At 52.5% G+C, this 7,623-nt stretch carries 6 protein-coding genes and 1 pseudogene; 2 read left to right on the forward strand and 5 right to left on the reverse strand.

Going from position 1 to position 7,623, the window contains the following annotated elements; all coding sequences use genetic code 11:
• A pseudogene (locus tag Q0294_RS18415) lies at nt 1–460 on the forward strand (peptidase); the annotation flags it as partial.
• Nucleotides 461–521: 61 nt separating this feature from the next.
• A complete protein-coding gene (locus Q0294_RS18420; RefSeq protein WP_299468380.1) occupies nt 522–1,055 on the forward strand; it encodes a hypothetical protein in 534 nt (177 codons plus the stop codon).
• 18 nt (nt 1,056–1,073) lie between these two features.
• On the opposite strand, the gene Q0294_RS18425 is transcribed toward Q0294_RS18420, so the two are convergent.
• The 5 genes from Q0294_RS18425 to Q0294_RS18445 form a co-directional block, all read right to left on the reverse strand.
• Nucleotides 1,074–2,648: a hypothetical protein gene (locus Q0294_RS18425; RefSeq protein WP_299468382.1), complete on the reverse strand. Its 1,575-nt coding sequence runs from the start codon at nt 2,646–2,648 to the stop codon at nt 1,074–1,076.
• Complete coding sequence (locus Q0294_RS18430; RefSeq protein WP_299468384.1) at nt 2,642–5,062, reverse strand: c-type cytochrome; 2,421 nt, start codon at nt 5,060–5,062, stop codon at nt 2,642–2,644. The genes Q0294_RS18425 and Q0294_RS18430 overlap by 7 nt, the downstream gene beginning before the upstream one ends.
• 124 nt (nt 5,063–5,186) lie before the next feature.
• Complete coding sequence (locus tag Q0294_RS18435) at nt 5,187–6,710, reverse strand: SGNH/GDSL hydrolase family protein (protein WP_299468386.1); 1,524 nt, start codon at nt 6,708–6,710, stop codon at nt 5,187–5,189.
• Between the two features lie 209 nt (nt 6,711–6,919).
• Complete coding sequence (locus tag Q0294_RS18440; protein ID WP_299468388.1) at nt 6,920–7,336, reverse strand: carboxypeptidase-like regulatory domain-containing protein; 417 nt, start codon at nt 7,334–7,336, stop codon at nt 6,920–6,922.
• A 27-nt stretch (nt 7,337–7,363) separates the two neighbouring features.
• A partial coding sequence (locus Q0294_RS18445) for a DUF1559 domain-containing protein (protein WP_299468390.1) occupies nt 7,364–7,623 on the reverse strand: 260 nt, incomplete at its 5' end.

Here is a 7,623-nt window from a genome sequence, read left to right on the forward strand (position 1 = left end):
CGAATTCAGCTGGGGCGGCAGTGGTACCGAGCCGGGCAAGATGAAAACGCCTCATGGCATGTGGCTCGATCAGCGGGACGGCACACCAAAAATTGCCGTCTGTGATCGTGCGAACCATCGCTTGCAGTATTTCACACTGGACGGAAAACATCTGGGTTTTGTCAACACGGTCAGCTTTCCAGCCGATATTGATATTCTGGGTGACGTGATGGTTGTTTCCGATCTGCATGCGCGTGTCACTCTGTTTGACAGAAATAATGAAGTCATCACTCATTTAGGTTATCATCAGGACTGGACGAATCAGGTTCTGGATGGATTTAAAGTTCGCACCCAACCTGAAACCTGGGTTGCAGGGCGGTTTGTTCATCCGCACGATGCCTGTTTTGATCGGGATGGCAATCTCTTTGTAACAGAATGGGTCACCGTCGGCCGCGTCAGTAAGTTGAAAAAAATCAGCTGAGACAGCCCTTTGATCAAGAAGTTCAAACTCACCGTTTTCTATTCACCCTGGTTGGAACCTGATGAATTATTCTCACGAGTTCGATGAACGGCGCTTCTTCGAAATATGGACGGCGGTACGCATCGAGCGCCCCGTCACTTTTTCCCTGTTTACATTCGGCGATCAAAATCTGCCTTATTATCTCATCAGTGGAGCGGCCGAGAGTGGTTCCACGGTGAGTATTCGTAAAGGGGAAGTCCGCATCACCCGTCCGATGATTATTACGCCGGATCGCATGGAACCCGAGTTTCGTAATTTCTTCGAAGAACAGGAAGAAGCCGACCTGGCGGCGTTTCTGCTTTCCCGGACCGCCGGTTTCTCGAATCTGAAATTCAGCAATACCAGCGGCCCCGAACGCATTGTCAGCGACAGTATCGAAGAAGCGGTTGCCAAGTTGAATCGACAGCTCGATGACGAAGAAGAAGAACACGTCGCCATTCTGAGCGCGCCACCCGGCATGGGGGGCATCGCCATTATGCGGTACGCGGCCGAACGCGTCTGGGAAAGCGCGCCCGGTAACATTCAGGAATTGCGCGAACGCGGCTTTCTGAATTGAATTGCATAGAGCGCCCCGTCATTTTTTCGGTATGCGATTCAACGTGTAATAAGCCTGGGGATGAAGTAATGTCTGCCCCGCTTTATTTTTCACACCTTCCGCCTGGAGTTCATGAACGTAAAGTTCGCGCAGCCCTTTGACCTTCAAACGGACGTTCAATCCATCTTCAGAGACCGTGATGTTTTCGAACGTCAGATCTTTGTTGAGTATTTCATCGCTGCCATACGATGAGTGGTACGTGTAAGTGTAACTTTTCATCTTGTAGGAATTCGGGTCGGCGGCGGTTTGCGGATCCACGGGTTGTGTGAAAACCAGCTCAAAGCCGTCCGGTAACGCCCGCATCTCTTTGATCTCGAACGGCGTCTTGCCCGTCCAGACCAGACGCTCCAGTCCGTAGGATGCGGTTCCCAGACTGCTCCAGCCGCGGTTCGTCAGACCGACAAACACGCTGCCATCCGTCCCCTGATCCATCCGCAGTACCGCAGAAGCGAAACCTTCGCGAAACGGAAAACAGGCGCCCTGATATTCGTCCTCCACTTTTTCCAGAAACACGCGTTGCATGGAGGCCTGTGTGAACTCGCCGACAAAAAACTGACCGTCGAACGGACCAAACTTGCCGCCGCTGTTATCCAGCATGATGTCTGTCGCCGACTGGCCTGCCTTTTTATACGGAAACCAGACGGCGGGCGGCTTGAGCTGCGGCATGCGTTTGATCGCTTCGGGAAAAGGGAGACCGTTCGGAATGTTTTTGATGCCATGAATGGGCGAACCTTCGAGATTCATCGAAGCCAGCGCTTCGACATGATGAAAGAAGGCCCCTTCACGCATGTGATGCAGACTGTTGGTGGCGACCCAGTTGCCTTGCTGGTCGGTGTAAAACATATCGCCGGCGCGATTCGCGCCCAGTCCGGAAGGCGAACGCATGCCTGCGCAGACAGGAATCAATTTTCCTTCAGGCGTACATTTCATCCCCCAGCCGCGCCAGCGGCCTTGTGAAAATCCCAGCGTTGGATCAGTCACTGCCCGCGTTTTTTGATCTTTATTCAGCCCCAGTCCGATATTTAATGTGAGCCACAGATTGCCAGCATAGTCGAGTTCGGGTCCGTAAGCATACTCATGATAATGGCCGGTCACGCCCCAGCCTTTGGCGACGGTCAGATATTCATCAGCCGTTCCGTCGCCGTCGGTATCACGAATTCGCGTCAGTTCGCTGCGCTGCACGGTGTAAAAGGCGCCGTCTTTCCAGATCAGACCCAGCGGTTCGTGCAGGGCGGTGGCGAAGCGTTTGTAAGTCACATTTTTCGGAGGTTCATCATACACGCCATCCAGAATCCAGATTTCACCTTTGCGAATGGCAACAGCGACACGCCGGTCATCGAGGACCGCAAGTCCACTGACTTCCAGCACAAGATCGCCGGGCGCGGGTTTCCAGTTTTCAGCCCGTGATTCGGTTTGCGCTTTCGGCGTCATGATGGGCACGAGTCGATAATAATCGTTTTCACTTTCGGCGCATGCGGTCTGTTGTAAACCAATGCCGGTGACAAATATCACGAGGATCAGAACCAGTAGAAATAAGGGGGCTTGTTTTACCATTGGTATGTCACCTCGATTGTGGTGTTGTCAGCGGCGGGAACCGGAATGATCCAGTCGGTTTCTTTGTCGTTCGTGCGGAGTTCGCCGGCCTTGGCAAGTGGTTTCGAAATCGAAACGCTCAAGCCAGCCTGATTCTGCATGGTCCCTGGATTCAGTGGTTTCAGCGTTTTTCCCGTTAAGCCACGGAACCAGAGTGTGCCCGGTGCGCCGGAGCTGTGATTGTTTTTGATTTTCAACTGTCGCTTGAGTGTCTGTTTTTCTGTGACTTCCAGCCGGTCTTCAATCTCGAATTGCTGATAGCGATAGAGAAACGTCGGAATACCCGCTGCATCGACCCGATAACCGCGAAATTGAACATCGTCCTGATCCGGAGCGGAGACAGGCCACGGTTGGTTTTTGTCTTTTAACAATGCGAACGGCGCTCCGGCGGGAAAGAGAACCGGAGTCTCTCCCAGTGGAATCGCCGGCGGTGCGAAGCGAATAAACCAGGTGCCCTGCGCATCGAGGAATCGCCCTTTCCAGGCGATCGCCGGCCTGACCTGTTCGGCGTCAAATGCGAAGTGCACTTTTTCCGGAAAGCCGACGGCAATCGCATGTGTGCCCGCCTCCTGCATGAAGGTCCGCAGAATGATCGGGCGTGTTTCAGGCACCAGTTCGTAGTTCTTCGATTTCTCTGCCAGGATTTTTTCCGGAAGAGGCTGTTTGGGTCCCGCTTTCAGATAGGACCAGAGCGAAGCGATCTGACGGTCGACATCTCCGTCGAGCAGTGCCTTGTTCTGACTTTTCCCATCGGGAAAAAACGTGGGCATGCGGGTGCGTGGTTTCAGTGCCCCCGGGTCGAGCAAAAATTCGCGAAACCACTTCGCATGCACGCGATTGGTGACATCACCCAGATCGGTGCCAACGACGCCCGGCATGCTTTCACCGCGAATCGGATGGCATTGAATGCAACCGGTCTCCAGCATGATTCGACCCGATGACGCCAGTTTCTCATGATCGGGAAAGACCTTTTCATCCTGCTGCGGTTTCTGACTTTGATCCGCATTTTCAAAACGGTCCGGCAGCGAAGTGACTTGCTTTTCAGGAAAAACCGGCATGCGGGCCTGCATGTGAAAGCGGATGTCTCCCTTGCCGTTGAGCACTTTGGCCAGCCATTTTTTTTGCAGCTTATAGCCGATACCCGTCAGTGTGGGGGGAATGCGTCCCTCATCGCCCAGATCAATATGGTTGGCGGTTTCAAAGTAGGGTTTGCGATTGAAACCCACGCCCCCCAGTTTTTCGCGTTCGTGGCAGGCGTAACAGTTGAGCTGCAGCATTTGAAAGGCCAACTGCTGTTTCGGCTCTGAGTTGTTCTCCTGTGACAGACTATCCAACGCCTGCTGAATCGCAGTTCGCTGTTGTTGATCCAGCGGATTGTAGGGCACGTCCTTCTGAGCTTTTCCGAGGCAGCCGTGAGTTGCCTGTGCGTTTAATTCTGCCAGTGGTTTCGCGTACTGTTCCGGTTTCCGGTTTTGGACTTCGTGGCAATTCACACACTTCAATCCGGTAAACAGTTTTTGCCCTTCTGCAATCAGAGCCGCATTATTGCTGGTATCACTCACGGCGTTTGCTTCTGTCTGGTTTCGCAGCAGATACGCGGCGATGTCGGCAGCTTCGACGGCTTTGAGCTTGAGATTCGGCATACGTCCAGCCGGTCGACTCAGTTCCGGATCGAGCAGGAAAAAGGTCAATGCTTTGCGCGTGTACTTGGCTGGTAAATTGCCGTGCGGCACGGAATTGACCGGACGCACCGTCGCAGCCAGACCCAGTTCTTTGATCTCTTCCGGATCAAGTTGTGAGAGCATTTTGTCGGTGGGCGAAATTTTCGTTTCGCCCGGTTCATAAGCTTCATCCGGCTCGTGGCAGGCGACACAGCCGATTTTGTGATACAGCTCCTGTCCCAGATCCACGTTTCCTTTTTTCCAGAATTCGTGCGGCACCGGATTGGCGCCGGTGGCTTTGATCGTGGGGAATTCGGCGTGCTGTGCCATCAGAAAAGCGGTCAAAGCTTTGATCGTCTGCTGTTTTTTATTCTCTGGTAAATTATGAAGCAGGTCAGGCATTGTCGTGCCGACTTTGGTGGAATGCGGAGATGCCAGATAATCGTTGATCCATTTCCGTTGCAGACGATCGCCGACACCGGTCAGGCGGGGCCCCCGTTTCGGCTGCAGGTCCGGTCGTTGCGTTTGATGGCAGGCGGTACAACTTAATTCACTGATTAACAGCTTGCCGCCCGTTTGCGGTTCGATCTCAGCATGTCGGGCAAACCGATCAAAGCCTGAGACAAAAGGGGCAGCGCTCGTTTCGCAATATGCAGAGTTTGTTGCGATCAGGAGCAACAGCCCTGTCAGAGTACGGTTTAATGGCCAACTCATGCTAGATTTCTTTCCTTACGAGCAACTGATCAGGGCAGAGTTCTTTTCAATGCGAAGCAGATTCATACAAAAAGTGAATCAACCGATCATAGAACAGTATCGCAGACGAATCAATCAGGGCGACTTAACGATTTTCATTTGCGTTCGATTGTGTTGACAGAACGGGAACCTGCGTACTGCGGCCGCGGCTCCAGCCATCGAGTCGCTGACTGCGTAACGCACCACGCAGAAAATACGACTGATCAAGCGAGTCGAGCTGTTTTTGACGCAGTTGATTTCGGGTGGCTTGCCAGTCTTCGGCTTGCTGGAACAGTTTCATTTCAAGCAGCTTTTCATAAATCGCATCGGCGATCAATTGATGACCTTCAATGCTGGGGTGGACATGGTCGACCAGTAATTCACTGCCGGGAATTCCATCCGGCGTTTTTTGTTCGAATAATTCGCGAATGTCAACCAGCGGCACGTCAAACTCGTTTGCTGACCGGATCAGCGCTGCGTGCATCGGTTCCAGTATCCGTAGCGGACAGAGATCTTCTTCTTTTGCATTCACAAACCACGTTTTCGCTTCCTCATTGCGTTTCAGATGTTCGCAGGTTTTACCAATGCTGTAGAGCAGACCGGCGTGTCGCTGATCAATGTCGGCCGCTGCCTCCCATAACTGCATTTTGCGTTCCGCCTGACTCCAGTCGCAGTCGTTCGCCTGTTTCCAGAGTGAGATGAGTCTGGCTTTCTGTTCGACGGGTAAGCTGTTTTCAAATTCGCATTTAAAGGGGGGGCAGCTTTTGAGATTGGAAACCGGATTCACCAGCATCAGCGGTACGCGCGCCGCACGTGCCATGAGAATCATCTGTCGCAGATTCAATTCGAAGTGTTCCATGATGGCCTGCCTGTGAATCGGGTCGCGCTGATAGCTTTCCAGTCCTTTTTCAAAATCCAGAAGGGCATTGACGTCAGCCGGCAGCACCGTCGTCTCTGTCTGGTTCTCTGCGTTCAGGGAAGGTGCGGGCATCAATCGCTTCATCACTGCTGCAATCCGCAGATCCATGATCAAACGCTGCGCTTTCAATTGCGCTGCGGAGGTATTTTTCACGCGCGCATAAGAACGGTCTTCAAGAAATTCATTATGCCCGGTATAAAGAATCAACAGATCCGGCTGGTATTGCAGTGTCTCACGCAGAATGGGAACCAGCCGATAACTGGCATAAGAGACGCCGCCACAGTTGATCACTTCGAAGTTCCGGTCTGGTTCCGCCGCCTGCAGGTTGATTTTCAGCCAGTTGGTGAATGATGTTTCCACGGCATAAGGTCGCCCCTGAACGGTGGAGCCCCCCAGCACAAAAATGCGAAAAGTATCGGCTGATTTATGAACCGGAAAAAATTGTGGTCGAAAAAAGTCATTTCGCTCCCGGGCAATTTCATAATGCGTGCCGGCGGGATTGGGAATGAAGAGCGTGGCGTGATCACGAAAGGAGACAAACGGATCCGCGCTGAAGGGCAGGGGCAGCACGCCACACAGCCGCAGGAGCCCTTCCAGTAAGACGATCAGCAACAGGCCGAGCAGAATCGCCAGCGCGCGGAACAGCACCAGGTGGTTGGTACAGACCGTTGCTGCTTTCTGACCAGATTTCGGATGAGTGAGCGGCTTCATCACGAATTTCTCAGTTCGTACGGAACGCGTAAAATAGAGTTGGGACTCATTCATCCTACAATGCGCCAGAGGCCAGGTCCAGAACGAATGATGAGGGATGCCGGAATGTGAAAAGCCACAAAAAAAGCAGGTCAGGCACGAAAATGTGCTTGACCTGCTGGTACGGTTTTTGATTTCGAACAAAGCCGCTTCTAAGACTTTAATCCGGGCTATTTCGCTTTGGAGTCCAAATCAAAATTAATTGTGTTCTCTCCCGGTTTGACTTCAGCGGTTTGTTTCGAGTTCTTATTAAACTTTGCAGGCACTTGATCCACTGTGTCATTTGGCGAGCCTGGTTCACCAAACTTGCTGATCCGCACCGTGTGCTGACCTGGAACGGCCCCTTTCGTATCCGGATTGTAAGCCAGTTCATAATGACCGGAATCATCAGTCATTCCCACTGATGGGGCACCCGACTTTGGTTCAAACGTAATCGTAGCACTGGATAGTGGTTTTCCATCCAGAGTAATCGTGCCTGAAACCCGACCCAGCTCGGGAGTATCTGCTCCTCCCCCTGAGCAGCCTGCAAGCAGGCAGGCTGCCATCAGGCAGAGCGCGTGTAAAAACTTATGTTGATTGATCTGCATAGGTATCACTAGCCATTCATTTAAACATTAAAAATCGCCGACCACTTCGCCGCCATTGATAGTCTGTACTGCTCGGAGTAGATTGATATCAATGTTCTCGGTGACAAACCGCACTGCGCCATCTCCCATCAGGGCATGACAACCACCGACATGTTTGCTGCCAGGAGATCCCCAGTTTACCAATGCATTCGTTGCGCTGGTTGGTTGGTTAATCTTCCGATAAGGGGCAGCAATGATCGCACTGGTCGCAACAAAGGTCGCCCAGAAAGGTCCACGAATATACGAGT

The organism is uncultured Gimesia sp., from assembly GCF_937919775.1.
Lineage (GTDB): Bacteria > Planctomycetota > Planctomycetia > Planctomycetales > Planctomycetaceae > Gimesia.

Bases quoted from the DNA above. Each gene is read 5' to 3' on its own strand.
- Q0294_RS18420 (WP_299468380.1), top strand. From the start codon at position 522: ATGAATTATTCTCACGAGTTCGATGAACGGCGCTTCTTCGAAATATGG.
- Q0294_RS18425 (WP_299468382.1), bottom strand. From the start codon at position 2,648: ATGGTAAAACAAGCCCCCTTATTTCTACTGGTTCTGATCCTCGTGATA.
- Q0294_RS18430 (WP_299468384.1), bottom strand. From the start codon at position 5,062: ATGAGTTGGCCATTAAACCGTACTCTGACAGGGCTGTTGCTCCTGATC.
- Q0294_RS18435 (WP_299468386.1), bottom strand. From the start codon at position 6,710: ATGAAGCCGCTCACTCATCCGAAATCTGGTCAGAAAGCAGCAACGGTC.
- Q0294_RS18440 (WP_299468388.1), bottom strand. From the start codon at position 7,336: ATGCAGATCAATCAACATAAGTTTTTACACGCGCTCTGCCTGATGGCA.